The following is an 18,289-nucleotide window of genomic DNA, read 5'->3' on the forward strand; positions in this document are numbered from 1 at the left end:
ATGTCCAAGGCATATTCTATACGCCAGCTCAGGATGGAGGGCGACTCGATCGCCGAGATATCCAGGAAGCTCGAGGTTTCCAGGGACACCGTCTACAAGTACCTCGCGATGGACGACCTCTCGCAGAGGCCGCCCGCCCCGCGCGCCAAGGGCAGCGTGCTCGACCGCTACCGGCCGCTCATCGAGAGTTGGCTCGACGAGGACGAGCGCAACTGGCGCAAGCAGCGCCACACCGCCCGCCGCATCTGGGCCCGCCTGCGCGACGAGGCCGGCGCCGACGTCGCCGAGTCGACCGTGCGCAACTACGTCAGGCGCATCAAGCTCGAGCGCGGCGCGAGCCGCGAGCAGTACCTCGACCTCGACTGGGAGCCGGGCGACGCGCAGGCGGACTTCGGCGAGGCCGACTTCTACGTCGGCGGCGTGCGCACGCGCATGAGCTTCTTCGTCATGACGTTCCCCTATTCGAACGTGGGCATCGCCCAGGTGTTCCCCGGCGAGAACGCCGAGTGCGTGTGCCAGGCGCTGCGCAACATATTCGAGCACGTGGCGGGCGTGCCCAGGCGCATCCTGTTCGACAACGCTGCCGGCGTGGGCCGCCGCGTCGGCGACGCCGTCTGCACCACCGAGATGTTCTCGGCCTTCGCCGCCCACTACGGGTTCGCCTACTCGAAGCTCCTATGTATGTCAACTTGCTTTTTTCGCCTGAGATTTCAGCCAAGCATCGTATTCTTCCAGGAACTGGACATTCATCAGACGGCCGGTCTCGGCGTAGCTTACCTTTTGGAATCCGACGTTGAGGGCCTTTCCCGCTTCCACCAAAGTAATGCCCAGAGCTTGTCTTGCGGGGCGCAGATCCTTCCACGACGGCCCTTTGATTTCGAACGGGTTGCGCAACGCCCGGAACACCTCGCGGGCGATGTAGCGCTTGAGGCACCTGATGGCCTCCTTCTTGGACTTTCCGTCGCGCTTGCGCTTCCCGACGTAATCCTTGGTCCTCTGATCATACGACATCCTGGTCACCGCGATCTGGTAAAGCGCCCTGTTGGCGCGCCTGTCGCCCCCTCTGTTCAGGCGATGGCGCTCCGTTTTGCCCGAGCTCGCCAGCAGCGGGGCGACGCCGCATAGGGAGGCGAACTCGGCCTCGCTTTTCAGCCTTTCGGGATTCCCTCCGCCAGCCACGGCCAGGGCGGCGGCGGTAACGGTGCCGCAGCCGTAGATGGCGAGCAGGGCGGGGGCGTTCGCCTCCAAAACCCGCTTCATCCTCTCCTCGATGGCGTCCGCCTCCCGATCCTGGAGATCCCAGGCTTTTCCCAAGGACCCCAGGGCCATAACGATGCCGCCGGCGGCGGGGTCGAGCGTCGAGAGAGCGTTTCTGAGGTTCTTCCTGGAAAGGCCCTCCAACGACCTTCTCAGGTCCTCTGGCGCCGTCACTATCAGGGATTTCGCAGCGTTTATCATGGCCGATGTGGCCTGCACGAGGCGACCGCGGGCTATCATGAGCTGCCTGAGTTCCTCCGTCCATCCGGACTGGTCCTTGGGCTTCGACAGGTTGACCCTGGCGAGAACCTGCCGCGCCGCCACCTCGGCGTCGGCCGGATCGCTCTTCGGACGGCCCGACTTGCGCTCGCCCTTCCCGGCACCATCACCTCGTACACGCAGTACCAAAGCTCAAGGAGCCTTCGCGTCAAGCCGGCGCCGTACGAGCCGGTCCCCTCGACGCCGACGCCGACGCACGTTGCCGGGCCTCCTATCTTGCCGGCGAGGGCATCGTAGCCTTTCGCGTCCGCGGCGAACCTGAACGTCCCGATCGCTCTCCCCATGTGGTCGAGGAGACAGAGGGTGTGGGTGTCTTTGTGGGTGTCGACGCCGGCAAAGACGAGGTCTTTCTCCAACTCGCTCATACGCAGCCTTTCAGATCAACGCTTGCGATACGGTCCGAACCGAAGGCTGGCTAGACAGAACACTGATGGGGGCTGTACCATGCGGGTTGCTAGGTCCACGCGCTCGAGCCCATGCTCCTATTAGGCCATTGGCCGGCCTTGGTCGGGGCCGACGCGAGGCTCTTCGAGTTGAGGCCAGTCGCTGGAATCGACGGCAGTTCTTTAATGGGCCATCGCGTCGGCTCATGCGCATTTTCACCGATAGCCCTCGTCGATAGCGCGATTCCCATTATCAGTGTCCTACCGCACAGATACCCTGGCGATTTCCGACGCGCCCCTCGATATCCGAAAGGCGTGGCCCCTTTACGCCGACCTAGTCGACATCGAAAGACCGTCGACGCGGCCTGTCATCGATCATCGCCTGAAAGGCGAGGGGAACGGGTTCATCAGGTTTCTCACCTTGCTCGAGACGAAACAGCCCGACGGTACCGACCGCAAAGGCCGCCCGGAAGAGGACAGATGGTGCTATCTGGTCGTAAGTTCAGATATCGGCGTCAAGCCCGTGAAAGATCAGATGCGGATAGCGAACCGACTGCTACAGGCATTTGACGGAAGGCTCTTTCGCCCGCGCGTCGCATATTCCGGTGTGAAGATGGCCGAGATCGCGCCCGAGCAAAAGCCTAGAAACATAATGGATGCCATGTGGTTACTTGCCAGAGACCATCCCGACCGCTACCTCCTGACTTGCAGGAGATGTATGCGGACCGTGCTCTCGGGAACCCAGGGCGGCGAGCGTTCATTTTGCAGCAACTCATGCCGTGCGACCTGGAGCAAGGAGCACTCGGCTAAAAAGCGATAGCGGCAGTATCGCAGCTCCGCCGGAAATCGGCGGGGCCCACAACCAAATCGACCCTAGAAAGGCACCCGGACACCGGGTGCCTTTCTAGGGTCGATAAACCTCCAGCTCAACGATTAAATCTTCTCCCCTCCGGGTACAAGATGGGCAATTGTGCACCTGATGGATAGGGGAGGAAATCTATCGTTTCCTCCGCGACCGACAGCCACAGCGCCCGGACACCGGGCGCAACCCGCACGAATAACCGCCACGAAAAGAGAAAGAGGCATCGCAAATGGATGCAATGGTAGAGGCCATGAAGCCGTACATCGGCATGATTTTCGCTATCTGGTTCATATCGGAGGTGATCACCGCCATGTTCCGCCTGCACCGCAAGAAGTCATACCAAGACCGCCGTATGGCCAACGACGCCGAGCATGCCAAGGTGACCCGCGCGATGCACTACGACGTTCTTCACCGCGACGGCTTCCACTGCGTCCGTTGCGGCCGAGGCCGCGAGGATGGCGTGAAGCTCCACGTCGACCATATCGTTCCCGTATCGCGCGGCGGCGAGTCGGTGATGGGCAACCTCCAGACCCTATGTGAGGTCTGCAACTGCGGCAAGGGAAACCGCTACCTGGAATAAACACGCGATAGAATGGCAGAAATACAAGAACTCTATCAATAACTCTATCAATAACTCTATCAATAACTGGCAATTGACTCTCTAGGAAAAGGCAACTCAATGCAAACAGACAAATACGATCGAGAACTCATAGACGCGATTGACAAATGGGAACCCAAATTAGTTGAACAGGTAAAAACGATAGAAAATGAGTGCGGCTTTCCCACTGTAATATACCGTTCGCCAAGCAGGCTCATTAAAGAATGCGAAGATGCGTACGATTGCGGGTGTGTCATAGCTGCCCTTACCTTGGTTTTAACGATTCCAGATATATGCTCGAGATTGGATGGCACTGATTATCGAACCTGGAGTGCAAGATATCTCCAGCTGAAAAGACCTAAAGGTTCCAAAGAGAAAGAGCGCGCACCGGAGAAAACGCAAAAAGAGGTTGCAGAAGATTTTAAATGCATCGAGAGTGAAGGCATATTCACGGCAGCAGATTTATATCAACTCAGATGCTCGATAGTCCATGCAGGTTCGTCGGTCATAGGCAAAGAAGAAACCAAAGATAAAGACAAAGATAAAGACAAAAAGAAAAAGAAAGATGGAGCCAAATTCAGCCCATACAGAACGATAGGGGTGGGCTTGACGGGAAACCCTGAAAACCTCCTTATCAGTTATGGGCATGATGGAGTAGGCATAGATGAGATGACAAACTGCTCCTATAGTTGCACAGTCAATCTTGAAGGCTTGATTCGTCGAATGGCAAAAGGTGTCGAGAAATTCATTTTGGAAGATCCGACAAGAGATGATGAATACTCATTTGAGAAAGCTGAAAGCATAGAAGATAAGGAAACGCCAGTAACCACCCGTAAAGGAATAGTCGACTATAGAACAATCAGCAATTAAATCGGAAAGTTCCCCGAAAACCGCCCGAACCCCGACGAAAGTAACCCGGCGGCAACCAGAACCGTCTTGGCTACTGGGTTGCACCCGACGAAGTGCGGAAAGCCTCCACCCATCTCTTTAGGAAAGCACAAGATTCCTTTTCGGCATGCCGGCGGCCGAAATCGATCCCGACGATATCTCGGTTGCGAGCCTGCGCCTTGCACGCTCGACCTGATCCGAGATGCCGAGGGAGGCGGCGACGCGGCCGTAGCACCTTTCGACGATAGCGTTGAGGGCATCGCAGTGGTTATCGAAATCGTGCGTGCGGTCGAGAACGGCAGGGGATAGGAAACGCTGCATCTGCCCGGTGAATGACCCGTCGGCATAGCAGACGTGCGCTCGTTGCATGCCGACGGCGATCATTCTGGCAAGGGGCACGGGACAGCGGTAGTCATCGTGCTTTGCCGCGACGAGTGCGGCTACGGCAGAAAAGTCGATTTCCTGCGCACGGACGATCCAGGGAATGTCCCAGAGGTCGCGATGCCTGATATGCGTATCGGTGGCGGAGAATGAGATCAGCTTATCGGCCAAGATTTCCTCGAGTGTCTGGCACCGGATTGTAAGGTCGTCGTACATTCCGGCGAGCTCGGGATAATTGACCGCGACGCGGCGGACCGTGGATGTATGCGCCGGAACGGACGCGATCTCGAGCTTGATTCGCTGTTTCGGCAAATCGGGGCGCGCGATGTTGGTGTTTACCGAAACCGTCCACCTCCGCATCCCGACGCCGTCGAGACCGTTGACGACCTTCGGTTCCCTGACGCTCACTTCGGTATCGTAGGATCTCAGCAGGTCGCAGCGCAAAGTCCTTGAGAAATCGTCCAAGGGAAGCGAATCGAACTTATCGCCGGCGACGAAATCGAGGTCTTCGCTATATCGTTGCGATCCGTAGCAGAGGCGCAGTGAAGTCCCGCCCTGAAAGGTGATGTCTTGAAGCAGACCGTTCCTCCCGAGGGACCGGATGATCTCGTAATGGACGATTTCTTTTTCGATGACGGGCGTGAGCCCGGCGCCATCGACCTTGCTGGCGATCTCCCCGGCAAGTTCTTCAAGGTCAATCAGCATCCACTTCATCCCAATCGATAAGCTCCAGGCTGCGCTTCCTCGAGACGAGGTCGTGCAGGCAGCGCTCCTCGGTCGCGATCGGCAGCCGATTCCTCGGCATACGGTCGAGTATTCCCCGTTTGACGTCATTCAAACCATCGTTCGTGTGAACGAACTCGATGGCACCGAAGCGGGTATCGACGAGACCTTCCGCGCCCGTCGTCACGCATGAGATGCGTCCGAGCGGGATCTGCGAGATGAAGCCCCACTGCGATGCCGCGGACTCGAGGCTTTCATAGGTGACCTCGCCGGGGCGCAAGAACGCCGCGATATGGCCGAGCAGGTCGCAGCCGTTGGGGTGGAAAAGCAGGTAGAGGTACGCGTCATGGGCGATGCGCTCGAGGATGCCGTCCACGGTGAGCCTCTTGATGGTCGAGCGGAGCGTATCGCCGGACTCACCGAAAAGGGCCCCCAGCTCGCGGCTGCGGAAAAGGATCCGGCCCTCCAGGTCGCACCCATGCAGAATCTTGATTGCCTCGACGCTTTTCACAGAAACCCTCCTGTCTCCCTACCGACAACTATACCCATGTGGTCTAAATATAAACCACTCACACCGAGAATACCATTCCATAAAACCCAACACGATAGCGCCCGCCGGAAACCGGCGGGCGCTGCGCATCACATCGCCACGACCCCGAAAGCGAAAGAAGGCGCCCTCGGAAACCGAGGGCGCCTTACCGACCGCACCTATTGTACCGCACGCCGATTACGCTGAATGCCGTGCTCGCGGTAATCGGTACCCGGAGCGCTATTCCCCGCGGCAGCCTTCCCCGCGGCAGCCTTCGCCGCGGCAGCCATCGCCGCAGGGCTCTTGCCGCCTTTGACCTTCGCCGGCTTGAAGAACTCCGGCGCAGGTTTCGGCTCGTCGCCATGGTAGAAATGGAGCCCGTTTACGGGCGATCCGTAGCGGACGGCCTGGCTGATCGCGGTGGGCGATACATGCAGAGGGCGGGCCGCGGCCGGGTTGCCCACAAAGGTCTCGCCGGTTTCCAGGCAGACGATGGGGCGGGTCTTCGAATGACGCTCCCTGAAGAACTCGGGCGCGGGTTTCGGCTCGTCGCCGTAATAGAAGTGCAGCCCGCCACGCTCGACGCCCGTGCTGGCCGATGTGCGCACGCCTCCGGGCGTGATGCCGAACGCGCGGCCCGCCTGGAATGACGATTCGAACGTCTCCCCGGTATCGAGGCACACCACGGGGCGCGGCGCCCTGTTGGGCGGGATGAAGAACTCCGGTGCCGGCTTCGGCTCGTCGGCATAGTAGAAGTGCAGCCCTTGGGTGCAGGTGCCGCGCTGGATGGAGCGGAAGATGTTGCGCGAGTCGGCGAAACCGAGCTCCTTGGCCGCAAGGTAGGCGGAGTCGTAGGTCACCCCGGACTCCAGGCACGTGATGGGCCTCTTGCGTTTGGCGTCCCGATTGTCCATGGCGGCACCCCTACTGCCTGATCCCGGCGCCGCGCGCACGGCCGCCGGCGGTCGAGCTGGCCGCGACTGAGGCGCGGTGACCCAGTTCGACGGGATCGGGCTTCACCGCGGCGGCGATTTCGGGCTTCTTCTCCGAATACTCGATGCGCCCTCCGAAGGGGTCGGAGAAGCCGAAGCAGTCCTGGGGGGTGTACAGGTCGATGCGGTCGGACTTCCACTCGCCGCGCACGGGTTCCATCATCGTGTACGCGATGTCGTGCGGGTCGATCTCGAAATCCCTGTCGAGCACGGTGCCCATGGTGCCGCCGCACCCGCCGACGGGGTCGTAGATACCGAAGATGGGTTCATACGTTCCGGGCTTGACCGTGAACGTGCCGGCGTTTTCGCCCTCGCCGCGGCAGATCATCGACAGGCTGGCATCCAGGAACGCGTCGAGCGGCAGCGTCGCGAGGACCGCGAGCCCGACAGGGCGATTCTGCGGCATATTGAAGATATCCTCGCGGAAGCTGCGCTCGAAAGGCGTAACGGGGTCGTTGACGACCTTTTCGACGGTCGTGCCCTGCGAGGCGCACAGCTTGTCGAAGATGCTCTTGGGGATGTCCGCGGGACGCGTGAAAGGCCTGTAGTCCTCGGCGGGCTCGTACTCCCACCTGTCATCCTCGCCCTGGCCGCCCCTATGGCAGACGCAGGGGAGGTAATCTTCCTGCCAGTCGCGCGCCGCATCGATGACGTCGCCCTCATAATACAGGTCGTTGACGGACAGTATGAGCGAGGTCTTGAAGGTGAGCCCGCTGAAATCGATGTCGTAGGAGAACCCGAACTTATCGGTCAGATCGTCGCGGAGGCAGTCGCCGTCAACGTAGAGCGCCCGCCCGAGATGCCCCGACCCGAGTCGAGATTCGATTGCCCGGGCGAACTCATCGGCGATATTCTTGCAATCCGCAAGTCTCGCCTCATCGAGCCCGTCATTGAGCCTGTCCGTGAGCACGCAGGTGACGGCATGCGACAGGTCGCCGGCGGTCAGTCCCTTGTGCGTCTTGATCTTATCCGGGTCGATGAGGCCATCGGCCCACGCAAGCGAGGTGTCCGCGAGCAGTTCGCCGCAGATGCGCGCGGCATAGTCGTACTCCCCGTATTCGGGCCAGTAGTCGAGGTGGATATCCCCTCCGTTCAGGATGGCCTTCATTATGTCCTGCCGGTTGAACCGGTTGCCGACGGCATCCGCGAGCATCGCGGCGGCCTCGCCGGCGCCGAGCAGGTTCACGACGTCATCGTAGCTGTCGATCTCGAGGCCGTCGGTAAGGGTCGCGCTGTCGTTAGGGTTGATATCGGCCATGTCGGCACCTCCAGTGAAACGGTTGTCCCCATCGATGCTACCCGCCGCGAACCCGCACGGAAACGCCCCTTCCCGAACGGGAAGGGGCGCCCCTCCATCACCGCGCCGAAGATATCCTGTTGCAAAAGACCCGTCAGTTTGGAGCGGATGTGACCGTAGAGCGAAAGTTCGATGCGAAGTCGATGCTGGGGATGCTGAGGAGATACGAGGCCACGGTCGGCGACCTTTTCGCCGTCGTGCCTCCCCTGATGTCCCGGGACAGCGTGAAGGTCGCCGATATAGACGGAGTGACCCTTAGGCGCATCTCAGTGAAAGACCTGGCGGAAGGCAACCTGATGCCGGAGGAAAAGGTGGAGGAGGTCGAGCTCATCCGGGTCGATGCGGCCAAGGCGGACCGTTACCGCCTGCGTGCGGGCGATATCCTCATGCCGAGAATGCTGCCCAGGCACAAGTACACGGACTACATGGTGGTGAACGCGGAGTATGCGGAGCAGGACCTTGCCTCGTCCCACAACATGATAACCATACGCCCGCGGGCCGTGGACATGGCCGAAGGGGAGCGCATAGCGTATTCCGAGATGATGGCGACATGGCGCTTATAGGCCCAAGGCTTGAACGCCCGGCTTTTTGCGCCGAGTTCGAGAAGCGCATTCACGGCTGGAACTATCGCGCTCTAGTGAAGCCGGGGCTCAGCGGCCTCGCGCAGGTGAGGGGCGGCTATGACCTTTTGCCGAAGGAGAAAGTTGCACTCGACTTGTGGCGCGTGGGGTATCCCAGCCTGCGCATCGCGCGCGTCACCGACCCGCCGCACTCCTCGATCATATCGACGGCCCTGCGCCTCTGCTCGTCCGTGCAGCTCGGCATTCGCGAACTCCTAACCGGACCGATTCGGTCTAACTATTTGTCTGCATCCCCATTTGTCTCGAATGCAACGACGCGATGTCCAACCATGGCTCAGCCTTCGCAACCTGCTGGACTGCTCAGTAGTGCGCAGTAACTACTTGGTAGATACCCAGTAGCTGCGGTGTGGCGCAGGTAGTCGGCGATGAAAGGCGCGGGGTGCGCCTTGCGGCCCGTCCTAGATGACGCCGCACGGTAGCGCTATCGGGCAGCTGCGCTACCGCAGGTAGACGCTCTTGAGTACCTCGACGACCTGCTGCGCCCCGACGCCCTTGATCTTGAGCGCCTTGGGATCGACGGGGTCCGACTCGTAGGCCTCCAGGAAGCGCCGCATGTCGGCGCGGACCCCCTCGCTCATGGCGGGGCGCTCGCCGCCCGCGAGCAGCGTGGCGAGGCGGCAGACGTCGTTTCGGTGCTTCTCCACGCTCTTCTCGTCGACGGCCTGGCCGCCCGCCCGCCTTGCCGAGAGGTCGAGCCACGCCTTGGCCTTGAAGGGGATCAGCCCCTCGACCGACAGGACGGCCACGCCGCTGGCCGACGCTCTGTTCTCGACGAGCAGCCGGTAGTACTCATCGTCGAGCAGGATCGCCGAAAGGTTCGACACCTCGTCGTCGATGTGGATCGGCATGAGGCCGGACTCCGCGTCGCGCAGGCCGACGTCGGTGCGCGCGAACAGCTCCAGCATGGCGGGGAAGGCCGGGTCCTCCGGCTTGGAGAACCGGTAGAACTGCGGCTTTCCGCCGCTCTTCTGCCTGTTCTCGTAGCCGCCCTCCTTGACGAAATCCCAGAAGACCTGGCCGAACTCGGGCGTCAGCGCCTCCACCTAAAGGACCAGGTCGAGGTCCTTGGTGGCCCTGAAGTCCTGCCCGGCCTCGCCGAACAGCAGGTCGCAGGCGCCGCCGCCGATCAGGACGTACTCGCCATCGTGGCCCGCGAAGCGCTCCTTGAACTTATCGATTCCCCTCATGATCGCCTCCAAGCACCCGGGTCAAAACGCTCTCGATTTCGCCCGCGACGCGCGGGTCGTCCCTCTCGTCGGCGGGAAGGGACAGGATGGCCGAAAGCGGGTCGACCGCGCATCCCGGCGCCGGCACGGGCTCGTAGCGCAGCACCTGCACCACGCACGCGGGATCCTCTGGCTCGTCGAGACCGGCGTCGCGCGCGTCGGCCGCCAGCTCCAGAGTGCGCTCCTGCGCTTTGGTCGCGGCGAAAGTCGGCCAGGGGTCGTCCTGCAGCATCGAGAGCTCGCACAGCGCCGAGATCCCGCCAAGGGGAAGCTCCGCATCGGGCACGCGGCCCAGGCGGTGCTCCCTCGCGACCGGGCTCGACATGCGCGGCTCCAAGCGACGCCACATCGCCATCTTGTCCCTGCCGGGGCGCAGCACCCGCCGCCGCCCCTCGGCGGCGACGATCGAGGGGTCGGCGGCCGCGAGCTCGTCGAATGCGCGAGAGGCGGTCATCTTCGCCGCGCCGAGGAGGCCTGCCGCCTGGGTGACGCTGGCGCCGTCGAGGTCGCCGTAGAACACCATGAGCGCGAGGCGCTGCGCCTGGGGCGAGAACGTGCCAACGTCTGTCTGCCGCCTGTCGCGCGCGTGGCTCCTTCCGCTGCTCAGCGCGATTCCCAGGAACGGCAGGTACACCTGCTTGTCCGGGGCGATGAAGGGCAGGCCCGCCTCGAGCATCCGCCCGACCCTGTAGCCCGTGGCGCCCTCGAGGGCGAAGGACACAGGGGTCCCCAGGGCCGCCTCCAGGGCGTCGCGGTGCTTCGCCATGGTCTTCACCGTCGGGCTTTCGACGGGGGAGGCCACGGCGAACGGCACGCCGAAGGCGGTCCACCGCTCCAGGGAGTACAGCCCCCTCAGGTAGAGGGGGAGCCCCGAGGCGTCGACGGGCTCGCAATCGACTCTCGTGTGCAGCGTCTTCTCGACGTACTCCCTCATGCTCCGCCTCCTCATGTAACTAAACAATTATCAATGTACCATTATGAATGGTACATAGCAAATCAATTAGTTACATTTAATGACGCCTTGCGAGCCCTCGTGGTCTTTCGGAATCGCGATGCGTCTAGCAGGGCGTACCGCTCGTTTTTCCCTGCGTTTTCGTCTCGACAAAAGAGATATCTGCTCATGCCCGCGGCATTCGGCAGGCTTGTCGAATGCCGCGGGCAGTAGCGGGCAGGCGCTTACCTCCCGCTTGCTCGATAGTACTGCCTTGGGTCGTGCTGGTTTGATCCGACCCATTCGAGAAGTCCTTTTTCGGCAAGGCGCTTCAGGGTCTCCGTCGCCTTTACCCTCCCGATCCCCGTTTGCTCCATGAGCTCTTTTCTCGCCACGCAACCCGAGTCGTGCGCAATCTGCATGGCGACCTTCTCGGTTTCGCTGAGTTTTTCGAGGGAACCGGGGGAGGCGGCGTCTGTTGAACTGATGGCCGCGGCGTCACTCGTCTGTGCCCCGGGACGCTCGAAGCGTATTACGGTTGAGTTGACGTCCTGGCGGTAGCTGAATGCCACGCCAGCGGCGTCGCGCGCCCTCTTGATGCGCGGTATGCCGGTGCCGTACTGCTCGATCATGCCCGATCTGAAGAGCACCTGCGCGATGTTCGGGTTGCGCTGCTTGGAGTCGCCGCCCGATCCCTCGAGGTGCCTGTCGGGGGAGTCGCCCTCGGGGAACAGCCCGGGGCTCATTATCTCGATGAAGTCCATGTAGACGTTTACCTGAACGGACGTGCCGGTCGTGTAGTCGCGGTGGCAAAGCGCGTTTGCTTGCCCCTTCCACGTTTTCATGCGCCTTAATGCCCTTTGTGAAGAATCGTCCCATTGGGAAACGGGTCCCAATGGGACGATTTTGGCATCAGGCATAGGGGAAATCGGTGCGTGCCGTGCGTTTGAAGCTATGTGCTATTCCGATTCTCTAATGCGTCCCAGGCGGCTCGAAATGCTCCATCGAAATTGCTGGCAATCCTCTCCACCTGCGCAAAATCCCCGTCCTGCCTTGCGTTTTCGTCTTGACAAAAGGGATGAGTGTGATTGGCCCTCGCCCTGTCGTCGAGGACGAATTGGTCGCGTACGGCGATGAGGTCGATGAATTTCTTTCCGCGAAGCCGGGTATCACAGGCTGGTGGCAGGTCGAGGCGCGCAACGACGCAATTTATGGAGATGGGAGCAGACAGGAGCTGGAGCTTTGAGAACATCATTAACAAGCTGGGTTATTCGTCGCGCAAGATCGCGGCCGTTGAATGGCATCTGCGCACTGCCGATTTCGTTGTCGCCAATTCAGAATTGCAGATGAGGTTTCTTGTAAACGAGTTGCCTGAGATTGCGGGCAGGGTGTCGTACGTCCATCTTGGTATCGAGCCATTCGAGCAGGATTCCTGCATAAGGCAAAGTAGATGTTCCGTTGTCGCAGTGAGCGGGGGCACTCGTCCAGTTAAAGGCAGCGATGTGGTTGCGCGTGCGGTGAGCTCCTTACGCGGCAGGAATGTCGACTGCGAGTTGCGCGTGTATGGCCGCCAGTATGCTGCCAACGACGATCTAAGCGCCATTATGGACGGTGCGGGAGGGGTGTTCCTCGGCCAGGTCGAACATGAAGAATTCATTAGCGGTCTCGGCGAAACCAACGTTTTTGTTATGAACTCCCGGCACGAATCCTTCGGCCTCTCCGCCATCGACGCCTTGCGAGCTGGAGCCTCGCTTCTCTTGTCTGGGAATTGCGGCGTAGGCGAGATTCTCTCTCTTGAGGATTCCGATGTCGTGCGCGACTGTGAGGATGCGTGCGAGGTTGCCGATAAAATAGAATATCTTTTAGAGTGCCCAAATGCATCCAAGCTCTATGAATCGCTGGACTTTTCAATGCTTGGATGGGATTCAGCAGCATTTCGTTTGCGCAATATCTGCAAAAGAGTAGCTATCCAATCGCGCGAGATGAGTCTTTGAAAATTCTTTTTTACACCTCATGCAAAGCTATTGCCATGAAGGGTGGCACGGAGAGGGCCACCGTCTCCGTTGCATCAGCTTTGTCGAGCCGCTATGGACACGAATGCTATTCAGCTTATTCGATCGAAGATAGTGCTCCCAAGGAACTCTGTTTCGCGGGGGAGTTAATGGTCGACGGGCATTTGAAAACCGCTGCTTCGCAGATAGCTTCGTTCGTTCAAGACAGACGCGTTGACGTGGTTGTCAGCCAAGGATCTTTCGAGCTTGTTATTGCTTTGCGAAAAGCCGGTTTGCCCAGATGCACAAAGCTTGTTCTTGCCCACCATTTCGAGCCAGGCTGGGAAGTTCATTTCGGCGATCTGCGGACGTGCTTATCGCAACTTGGATCTGCTAGTGGAACCGGAAAAGTCAAGCCGGCTGTTATGGTGCTCTGCTATCCGATTTACAAGGCTCGTTATACAAGAAGGCTGAGGGGGGACTACCAAGCGGCGTATATGGCTGCCGATGCCGTGGTGCTGCTTTCAGAGGGTTTCTCTGAGGGCTATAAAGCGTTTGGCGGATTAGAGGACGTTGAAAAGTTCAGGTTCATTCCAAATCCTTTGTCATGCGAAGAATATCTTGATCCTGCTGCCTATTGCGAGAAGAAAAAGATCGCATTGATTGTAGCGCGACTTGAGGATACTCCGAAGAAAATCTCCCTTGCCTTAAAAGCATGGGAGGCGGTCAAGTCCGATCCAGTATCGGAAGGTTGGACGCTCCGAATCGTGGGGCATGGCCGAGACGAGAGCCGCTACAAGAGGCTTGCGGCCCGCATGCGTCTACCCGACGTTGACTTCGTTGGCCGCAGAGACCCCATCGGGGGGGGGACTATTGCATAGCGTCCCTGTTCCTGATGACTTCGGCAAGCGAAGGATGGGGTCTGACGTTGACGGAGGCGCAGCAGTTCGGGGCAGTGCCCGTCGCGTTCGATTCCTACGCCTCGCTTCGAGAGATCATAACCGATGGGGAAAACGGCAGATACGTTCCCTTTGCGGATGTAAGCGCTTATGCAAAAGCCGTGCTCGAACTCATGGAGGATGCTGGCATGCGGCAGGAAATGGCTCTGTACGCCATCGAGTCTTCCAAGCGTTTCTCTTGGGGAGCGATTGCTGAGAAATGGCAAGCGCTGTTGGAGGAGCTGGGATCACTTTGAGCGTAATCGTTCCCGCATATAGGGCCGAAAAAACGATTCTACGCGCGATAAACAGTATCTTGCTATGGCCCGGCGATGATATGGAGGTCATCGTGATAGATGACGGATCGGATGATTACACGGCGGGGATAGTGCGAGAAGTGACCAAAGTGGATGCTCGTGTCAGACTTTTGCAACAGAGTAATGCAGGAAGGTCTGCGGCGAGGAACGCCGGATTCTGCGCGGCGCGAGGTGAGTGGGTCATGTTTTTGGATGCGGATGACTATCTACTCGCCGACGGCATAGGGAAGATTCGGGAGATGACGGCTTCTTCCGTTTCCCTCGTGCTGTTCCCTGTGATACTCAGTGCTAGGGAGAATGTGGTTGGCTATTCAGATATATCGTGGAAGGGCTGGGGGACTGTCGCCGAGGATAGGACGCTTCCTGCATCTGCCCTGCGGTCTTTTATGATCGATCCCGCATACGCACCGCTTTCCTCGGGGGTTCCAAAAAGGCTGGAGTGGTATGAGACCAATTCGGCGTGGTCGCGCCTCTATCGACGGAAGGCGGTTCTGCGATTGTCCTCAAAGCTCGGAGAAGGGCAAGCTCCCTTTCCCGTTAATCTGCGCTTTTCCGAAGATAAGCTATTCAACTTGGCATTACTTGATCTTCTCGGCGAGGAGCAAGTAATCTTGTCCGGCCATCCGGTTTATTATTGGGATTTGGGAAACTCGGATACCTGTGCCGTAGTTCGCGTCGATGATGCAAAGGGCCTCTTGCCGTTCAAGGATGCTGTCAATGTGTTGGTGAAGAACGACCTTCTTTCCATGAGTGAGCGGAGTTTAGTATTTACTCGGGAAGCTATCAGCCAGTTTAAAAGGAGCATGAGGCTGGGTTCTTCCGATCTACATGCATCAAAGCGTACTTGGCGCAGTCTTCTGTACGACGAGGGTATTCGTTCGTGTTTGGGAAGCGTTCCGTGTGCGTCGATGAAGGAGTCTATTCGCGTGAAGCCAATTTGCTGGCTCTTGCGCCACGAGTTCATATCCGTCGCCTTCATGTATGAGCGTAGCATCTTTTTGGTCAAGAAACTGTTTTCGGAGTCTGGTTGGTTAAGACAGTTGCTCTCTCGAAGCGTCGGATGAGGTTAGCCGATGCCCTCCCTCATGCGAAATTCCTTCTTTAATATGCTTTACCAGCTTGTGTTGCTGCTGGTGCCGCTTGCCAGTGCCATGTATGTGTCGCGTGTGGTGATGCCCGAAGGGCTCGGCGAGATCGCGACGGCGGAGAATCTGGTGTCGTATTTCACGGCGCTTGCGCCTTTGGGAATCCCGGCATACGGGCTGCGTGAGGTGGCAAAGGTGCGAGGAGACCAAAGAGCGCGCTCCAGGATTTTTTCAGAGCTCGTGCTCTTGAACTTCGCGTCAACCCTCTTGTTTCTGGGTGTCTATGCGACGTGCGTTCTCGTTTTCTTCGACGGCGCAGTACCCGCCCTTTACCTGATATTCGGTTCGCTTATTGTCGCCAACTGCCTGAATGTCGAATGGCTTTTCAGCGGTCTGGAACGTTATGTGTTCATTTCCGTGCGCGGCATGGTTGTACGTATTGCCAGTTTGATTTTGACTCTCGTTTTTGTAAAAGGTCCTGATGATGTTTTGATTTATGCTGGCGTAACCTGTCTCGCCACGGTCGCAAATTACTTGGTGAACGTTGTCTGCCTACACGGCCAAGTGAAATTCACGTTGCGCGGTATCGCTCCTTTTAGGCATCTAAGGCCTGTGCTAGTGCTTGCGGGAACGATTGTGCTGTTCAGTATTTATACAAAAGTGGATATCACAATGCTCGGTGTGTTTTGCGCAAGTTCCGTAGTGGCTTACTATGCCTACGCCTACAAAGCAGAAGAAATAGCAAAGATGCTTTGCGTGTCTTTGACGAGTGTTTATCTTCCTCGTTTGAGCTACGAGTTCATCCATGACCGAAAAGAATTTTCGCGCCTCATGCGCCAGTCGATGATGCTGAACATATGGATTTCCGCCCCCATGGCCATGGGGGTTTTCATGCTTGCCCCGCATATCGTGCCCCTTCTTTTTGGAGAGGCGTTTCTTCCGGCTGTTCTCACGTTGCAGATGTTTTCCGGATTGATCATAGCCAAAAGTATTGGTCAGATTATCTATCAAGTTACCATTGCGACCGGTAACGAACGCTTTCAACTTGTTGCCTATTCGGTAGGTGTTGCGGTCAATATCGCGTTGAATTTTGCACTAATCCCAATGCTTCAGCAAAACGGCGCCGTTGTGGCTACGGTGTTAACAGAGATCGTTCTCGATGTTGTGCTTGCGTTCTACATCAAAGAGCATATGTGTTTGGCTATACAACTTCGATTCTGGCTTTCCCTGTTCGGTGGCTTGGTCGCGACAGGAGCGGTTCTGCTCTTGTGTGGGGCTCTTATTTCAGATCATCTTCTTTGTACGGGAGTCTCGGTTGTTCTTTCTGCAATTACGTACGGGGCTGTTGGGATCGCCTGTAAGAACGAAACGGCAGTACTGTTACTGCGCAGGATCTTTCGTCGCTAGGTGTGGCTGATCGTGTAGAAAACGGCAAAGCGCCGTTCCAATAGGGAAAGGAGAAGGTCATGGTACGGGTTTCGGAGTCGAGGGTTGGCGATTATATCAGGGCTTCTTGGTTGGGATCGGGTTGGCATAAGGTTCTTGAGGTAGGCACTTCCTATTCGGATTCGTCCAAAGTGTATCTTGCGGTCGAGGGCTTCCGCGGCGTTGAAATAAGCGCCGACGAAACGGTGGAAAGGCAGTAGGCATATCCCAGCGGGGGATGGGCTGAATCGAAGGGAGTCGGGGTTCAGCGGCTTGTTTTGTGCAGGCGCTGAATCCTCGGCTCCCCGTTGAGCAGAAGGGGTGGTATGCATGTTCAAGCGCAAGGAAGTTGAGGAGATGCGCGATACCGTCTATTACAAAGACGGCGATGAAATAACGTTCGGATCGGTACAGAACGCCCTTGCAGCGCAAGCGAGCGAAGCGAGGTTGCCGATGGCCTTTCGCATGGATCATATCAAGGAAGGCGCCCTAATGGGTGACACAACTCCTTGCCTTGTCGTGTTTCATCCCGAGCATCCTACCGATTACTACAACATGCTGATCACAATTGGTCGGCAGGGAGCATATGCGCTCGTGTCGGTCTACGCAGCAGGAAAAAGCAAGCAAATGGGCAAGTTCAATAGGTCGACCGTAGGTAAGAGCATGATCGAGGATGTTCTGGCAGGGAAAGCGAGCGGGGTCGACCTTGCCATCGGAGTGATAGGTGGATTATCGGGTTCCTTCGGCAAAAACAAGAGTAAGCACCAAGAGGAGCAATTTTACTACCAGCTTTGCATGGAGATATTCGACCAGGTTCTTTCCTGATTGAAGCGAATGATTTAGGAGTTGGAAATATGACATTGGATCAAGTAATCGATACGCTTTCTTATGAAGACCTAGCTGCTCTCAAAAACATGATCGAAAGCGGGCATGGGAATGATGCGATAGCCGTGCTCGAGGATTTTGGCTGGGACGGAAGCGAAGACAATCAAGACGCCGTCGTAAAGGTTCTTCGTAGGGTATAGTGGTGCACTTTTCTTCTGTTGTGATCTCGCAAGGCGATGATTGGAAGAGGGGCAATGCCGGCTACGCGCAGCACCCTTGGCCGCTCACCGGTTCGTTGCCGATAACCTGGCAACTGGCCTCGACGGTAAGCGCGCAGTACTCGAGCAGGCAGGAGATGAGTGCGACGGCTTCCGTATCGGCCATGCCGCTTTTGGAGAGCGCCATCGCGAGCGCCGATGTTCCATCGAGTGTCATCTGCACGTCGCGCAGCTCGTCGAGGGCCTCTAGTTGCGTCGTTATAATGGGCCTTTGCCGATACATCTACTCTCCTTTGAGTGGCTGAATGTACGGAGAATATCACTTATAACGGGGCGTTTCAATCGGAGTATCTGTGCGAGCTGCTTTTACCGTAGGACACCATCTTGCGCATCTGCGAGCGGTTCGACGTGCAGCCGGGGGACATCATGGAGTATATCCCCGACTAGGCCGGGGCTGATGTGGGCAGTGACGATCTTCCGGGCGGAATCCTCATGAGCTTGCG

General features: G+C 58.3%; 24 protein-coding genes and 1 pseudogene. 14 read left to right on the forward strand and 11 right to left on the reverse strand.

Annotation, left to right across the window (positions count from 1 at the left end; translation table 11 throughout):
* Complete coding sequence (istA, locus tag C1877_RS05585; protein ID WP_167536567.1) at positions 1–1,125, forward strand: IS21 family transposase; 1,125 nt, start codon at positions 1–3, stop codon at positions 1,123–1,125.
* Here the strand turns inward: istA and C1877_RS15995 are convergent.
* Positions 1,039–1,497, reverse strand: a pseudogene (locus C1877_RS15995) (transposase); the annotation flags it as partial. The gene istA and the pseudogene C1877_RS15995 overlap by 87 nt on opposite strands.
* On the reverse strand, positions 1,494–1,901 hold the full coding sequence (locus C1877_RS05595) for an IS110 family transposase (RefSeq protein ID WP_114568627.1): 408 nt from the start codon (positions 1,899–1,901) through the stop codon (positions 1,494–1,496). The pseudogene C1877_RS15995 and the gene C1877_RS05595, both read right to left, overlap by 4 nt.
* A gap of 1,109 nt (positions 1,902–3,010) precedes the next feature.
* Between C1877_RS05595 and C1877_RS05605 the strand changes: the two genes are divergently transcribed.
* Together C1877_RS05605 and C1877_RS15130 are read left to right on the forward strand one after the other, a co-directional pair.
* Entirely contained in the window at positions 3,011–3,361 is a 351-nt protein-coding gene (locus C1877_RS05605; protein WP_244909802.1) for an HNH endonuclease, read from the forward strand.
* Between the two features lie 99 nt (positions 3,362–3,460).
* Positions 3,461–4,249 (forward strand): hypothetical protein, encoded by a 789-nt coding sequence (locus tag C1877_RS15130; protein WP_147274514.1) that lies wholly within the window; start codon positions 3,461–3,463, stop codon positions 4,247–4,249.
* 117 nt (positions 4,250–4,366) lie between these two features.
* Here C1877_RS15130 and C1877_RS05610 read toward each other — a convergent pair whose 3' ends face one another.
* The 4 genes from C1877_RS05610 to C1877_RS05625 form a co-directional block, all read right to left on the reverse strand.
* Positions 4,367–5,353 carry a nucleotidyl transferase AbiEii/AbiGii toxin family protein gene (locus C1877_RS05610; protein ID WP_114568799.1) on the reverse strand — a complete coding sequence of 329 codons (987 nt, stop codon included), beginning with the start codon at positions 5,351–5,353 and terminating at the stop codon, positions 4,367–4,369.
* Positions 5,343–5,882 carry a type IV toxin-antitoxin system AbiEi family antitoxin gene (abiEi, locus tag C1877_RS05615; protein ID WP_114568628.1) on the reverse strand — a complete coding sequence of 180 codons (540 nt, stop codon included), beginning with the start codon at positions 5,880–5,882 and terminating at the stop codon, positions 5,343–5,345. Before abiEi ends, C1877_RS05610 begins: the two co-directional genes overlap by 11 nt.
* A gap of 197 nt (positions 5,883–6,079) precedes the next feature.
* Positions 6,080–6,814 carry a hypothetical protein gene (locus C1877_RS05620; RefSeq protein ID WP_114568629.1) on the reverse strand — a complete coding sequence of 245 codons (735 nt, stop codon included), beginning with the start codon at positions 6,812–6,814 and terminating at the stop codon, positions 6,080–6,082.
* Positions 6,815–6,824: 10 nt separating this feature from the next.
* Positions 6,825–8,150 (reverse strand): hypothetical protein, encoded by a 1,326-nt coding sequence (locus C1877_RS05625; RefSeq protein ID WP_114568630.1) that lies wholly within the window; start codon positions 8,148–8,150, stop codon positions 6,825–6,827.
* 149 nt (positions 8,151–8,299) lie between these two features.
* On the opposite strand from C1877_RS05625, the gene C1877_RS05630 reads away from it, so the two are divergent.
* Both C1877_RS05630 and C1877_RS16000 read left to right on the forward strand, forming a co-directional pair.
* Entirely contained in the window at positions 8,300–8,752 is a 453-nt protein-coding gene (locus tag C1877_RS05630) for a hypothetical protein (protein ID WP_114568800.1), read from the forward strand.
* Positions 8,740–9,147: a sugar transferase gene (locus tag C1877_RS16000; RefSeq protein ID WP_114568631.1), complete on the forward strand. Its 408-nt coding sequence runs from the start codon at positions 8,740–8,742 to the stop codon at positions 9,145–9,147. Before C1877_RS05630 ends, C1877_RS16000 begins: the two co-directional genes overlap by 13 nt.
* Before the next feature lie 120 nt (positions 9,148–9,267).
* Here C1877_RS16000 and C1877_RS05640 read toward each other — a convergent pair whose 3' ends face one another.
* From C1877_RS05640 to C1877_RS05650, 4 genes are all read right to left on the reverse strand, one after another.
* The gene (locus C1877_RS05640) at positions 9,268–9,873 is read right to left on the reverse strand and encodes a hypothetical protein (RefSeq protein WP_154248838.1); all 606 of its coding nucleotides are present in this window, start codon (positions 9,871–9,873) and stop codon (positions 9,268–9,270) included.
* Positions 9,874–10,017 (reverse strand): hypothetical protein, encoded by a 144-nt coding sequence (locus tag C1877_RS15460; protein ID WP_173014854.1) that lies wholly within the window; start codon positions 10,015–10,017, stop codon positions 9,874–9,876.
* A complete protein-coding gene (locus C1877_RS05645; RefSeq protein ID WP_114568632.1) occupies positions 10,001–10,990 on the reverse strand; it encodes a hypothetical protein in 990 nt (329 codons plus the stop codon). The genes C1877_RS15460 and C1877_RS05645 overlap by 17 nt, the downstream gene beginning before the upstream one ends.
* Before the next feature lie 242 nt (positions 10,991–11,232).
* Positions 11,233–11,832, reverse strand: a complete 600-nt coding sequence (locus tag C1877_RS05650) for an ATP-binding protein (RefSeq protein ID WP_015538739.1) — start codon at positions 11,830–11,832, stop codon at positions 11,233–11,235.
* Between the two features lie 221 nt (positions 11,833–12,053).
* Here C1877_RS05650 and C1877_RS05655 point away from each other — a divergent pair, with 221 nt between their 5' ends.
* From C1877_RS05655 to C1877_RS15295, 8 genes are all read left to right on the forward strand, one after another.
* Positions 12,054–12,233 (forward strand): sugar transferase, encoded by a 180-nt coding sequence (locus C1877_RS05655; protein WP_227156046.1) that lies wholly within the window; start codon positions 12,054–12,056, stop codon positions 12,231–12,233.
* Entirely contained in the window at positions 12,199–12,981 is a 783-nt protein-coding gene (locus tag C1877_RS05660) for a glycosyltransferase family 4 protein (RefSeq protein WP_181813798.1), read from the forward strand. Before C1877_RS05655 ends, C1877_RS05660 begins: the two co-directional genes overlap by 35 nt.
* Positions 12,906–13,859 carry a glycosyltransferase family protein gene (locus C1877_RS15135; protein WP_147274515.1) on the forward strand — a complete coding sequence of 318 codons (954 nt, stop codon included), beginning with the start codon at positions 12,906–12,908 and terminating at the stop codon, positions 13,857–13,859. Before C1877_RS05660 ends, C1877_RS15135 begins: the two co-directional genes overlap by 76 nt.
* Positions 13,860–13,906: 47 nt before the next feature.
* The gene (locus C1877_RS05670; protein WP_049783969.1) at positions 13,907–14,173 is read left to right on the forward strand and encodes a glycosyltransferase; all 267 of its coding nucleotides are present in this window, start codon (positions 13,907–13,909) and stop codon (positions 14,171–14,173) included.
* Entirely contained in the window at positions 14,137–15,297 is a 1,161-nt protein-coding gene (locus tag C1877_RS05675; RefSeq protein ID WP_114568636.1) for a glycosyltransferase family 2 protein, read from the forward strand. The genes C1877_RS05670 and C1877_RS05675 overlap by 37 nt, the downstream gene beginning before the upstream one ends.
* A gap of 9 nt (positions 15,298–15,306) precedes the next feature.
* Positions 15,307–16,725, forward strand: a complete 1,419-nt coding sequence (locus C1877_RS05680) for a flippase (protein ID WP_015538735.1) — start codon at positions 15,307–15,309, stop codon at positions 16,723–16,725.
* Between the two features lie 348 nt (positions 16,726–17,073).
* The gene (locus C1877_RS05690) at positions 17,074–17,568 is read left to right on the forward strand and encodes a hypothetical protein (RefSeq protein ID WP_015538734.1); all 495 of its coding nucleotides are present in this window, start codon (positions 17,074–17,076) and stop codon (positions 17,566–17,568) included.
* 29 nt (positions 17,569–17,597) lie between these two features.
* Positions 17,598–17,768 (forward strand): hypothetical protein, encoded by a 171-nt coding sequence (locus C1877_RS15295; RefSeq protein ID WP_015538733.1) that lies wholly within the window; start codon positions 17,598–17,600, stop codon positions 17,766–17,768.
* A 61-nt stretch (positions 17,769–17,829) separates the two neighbouring features.
* On the opposite strand, the gene C1877_RS05695 is transcribed toward C1877_RS15295, so the two are convergent.
* Positions 17,830–18,069 carry a hypothetical protein gene (locus C1877_RS05695; protein WP_015538732.1) on the reverse strand — a complete coding sequence of 80 codons (240 nt, stop codon included), beginning with the start codon at positions 18,067–18,069 and terminating at the stop codon, positions 17,830–17,832.
* Between the two features lie 98 nt (positions 18,070–18,167).
* On the opposite strand from C1877_RS05695, the gene C1877_RS15895 reads away from it, so the two are divergent.
* Positions 18,168–18,233, forward strand: a complete 66-nt coding sequence (locus C1877_RS15895; protein ID WP_302319824.1) for a helix-turn-helix domain-containing protein — start codon at positions 18,168–18,170, stop codon at positions 18,231–18,233.
* Positions 18,234–18,289: the final 56 nt, after the last annotated feature.

Origin of the sequence: Gordonibacter pamelaeae, assembly GCF_003340385.1 — a bacterium.
Taxonomy (GTDB): Bacteria; Actinomycetota; Coriobacteriia; order Coriobacteriales; family Eggerthellaceae; genus Gordonibacter; species Gordonibacter pamelaeae.